The organism is Nitrosomonas mobilis (assembly GCF_900103035.1).
Lineage (GTDB): Bacteria > Pseudomonadota > Gammaproteobacteria > Burkholderiales > Nitrosomonadaceae > Nitrosomonas > Nitrosomonas mobilis.
Map to the genome: position 1 here is coordinate 1 of NZ_FMWO01000095.1, position 2,111 is coordinate 2,111.

Below are 2,111 nucleotides of genomic sequence, written 5' to 3' on the forward strand. Positions count from 1 at the left end.
CTCGCTGTTTGTTTGTATTGCCGCTACAAATGGCGTCTTACTTGCCGCGCCCCGCCCGCGCTTTCCCGGCCTTTCACCTCCCAGATAAGCATCGTCAACCTCCACGCGTCCATCCAGACGGCGTTGCTCTTCGCGCAGCAGCATGGTCTGTAACAGCTTATGCTTGATCGACCATGCCGTTTTGTAACTTACCCCCAGCTGACGTTTGAGTTCCAATGCACTGACCGCATTCTTGCTTTGCGTCATCAAGTAAATGGCCAGAAACCAGGTTCTTAGCGGTAATTTAGTATTTTCAAACACGGTGCCGACAATTGAAGAACATTGGTAGCCACAATCCAGGCATTCCCATAGCTTGCGGCCGTTATGGGTACAGGAATATCGCTCCCCATCGCAGCGCAGGCATCTCCAGCCATGTGGCCACCTCGCAGCAAACAATGCTGCTTCACATTGTGCTTCCGTGCCATATTGATGCAGAAATTCATGCAGTGACAGGCCTGCCTGAAACTGAATTTTATTCATCGCCATTGTCATTCTCCTCTGATCTTGCTACGTTTCTTCGCAATTTATAGATTTTACAAGATTTCTGAGAGAAGTAACTAATCAGGAAAAGTAATTGAACATGAGAAAATATCATTAGTCATAAAAAGAAGATTGTTAGCGTCGATAAATGAATTTTGAGAATTATTGATCGAAAATTCTACGCATAACTCCTACTAATTTATGGGGGGGACAATGAATCAAGATCCAAATAACCCGCATGATCCTTATACGATGAACTGGGATGACCAGAATCGTAGGTACGCAGAGGAACAAGAACGTCAGCGCCAAAGATATATAGGTTTAATGGAGGGATTAAAGCAACAGCAAGAAGAAAATCAAATTAGGTCTGAGTCAGCTCAGATTAGAAATAATTTTACATCTACGTCTCCAAATACTAGTCAATATGTGCCCATAGGTATCAAAACAGGAAATCCAAGACCTATTAATCCAATTGTTATCAATAGATCAATTTACGTGCGCGTTGATGACTGGTTCGAATCATTGCCGAAGTCTTTATATTGGGTTTTAGCTATCTTATGTGGATTTGCGCTCGCAGTGGGGCATTCGGAAGTACATGGAATCAATAGCGCCAGTCTGTTGATATATTTTTTCCTGATTAGTTACCTATCTCAGAAATTCTCAATATACCGATCGGAAGAGGTTCTGTCGTTGCGGCGGCGCGCAGCAATCGCGGCACCATGGCAGCCAAATCAAAACGGCGATTGAAGCGATAGGAGAATTCTGCAAGATAGCGCTGTGCATACTTGGCGTGATTGAATGCATGGTAGGTTCCGCTGAAGGCAGTCTTGAGATTGCCAAGAAGCGTATTGACCCAGCGAAACTCGGCACGCTGCACAGCAGATTTGCCACTTCCCACAATATGGCGCTCATGCTGCGCGGCTGTATGCGTAACCGCCCCGAAACACCCCAAACCATCAGATACGACTCGTGCAGTAGATGACAGACATTCAGCCGACCACTGTTTGAGCGCTTCATATGTAAAACCCGCTACGGGAGTCAAGCGTATATAAAGTGGCTTCCCCTCGCTGTTTGTTTGTATTGCCGCTACAAATGGCGTCTTACTTGCCGCGCCCCGCCCGCGCTTTCCCGGCCTTTCACCTCCCAGATAAGCATCGTCAACCTCCACGCGTCCATCCAGACGGCGTTGCTCTTCGCGCAGCAGCATGGTCTGTAACAGCTTATGCTTGATCGACCATGCCGTTTTGTAACTTACCCCCAGCTGACGTTTGAGTTCCAATGCACTGACCGCATTCTTGCTTTGCGTCATCAAGTAAATGGCCAGAAACCAGGTTCTTAGCGGTAATTTAGTATTTTCAAACACGGTGCCGACAATTGAAGAACATTGGTAGCCACAATCCAGGCATTCCCATAGCTTGCGGCCGTTATGGGTACAGGAATATCGCTCCCCATCGCAGCGCAGGCATCTCCAGCCATGTGGCCACCTCGCAGCAAACAATGCTGCTTCACATTGTGCTTCCGTGCCATATTGATGCAGAAATTCATGCAGTGACAGGCCTGCCTGAAACTGAATTTTGTACAGCACCGCGCAG

Annotated in this window: 2 protein-coding genes; both read right to left on the reverse strand. The window is 47.3% G+C overall.

Features of this window, described 5'->3' with window-relative positions; all coding sequences use genetic code 11:
• Positions 1-525: IS1595 family transposase (locus NSMM_RS13590; protein ID WP_176753984.1), on the reverse strand; the 525-nt coding region annotated here is incomplete at its 3' end.
• A 631-nt stretch (positions 526-1,156) separates the two neighbouring features.
• Entirely contained in the window at positions 1,157-2,104 is a 948-nt protein-coding gene (locus NSMM_RS13595) for an IS1595 family transposase (RefSeq protein ID WP_090288268.1), read from the reverse strand.
• Positions 2,105-2,111 lie beyond the last annotated feature (7 nt).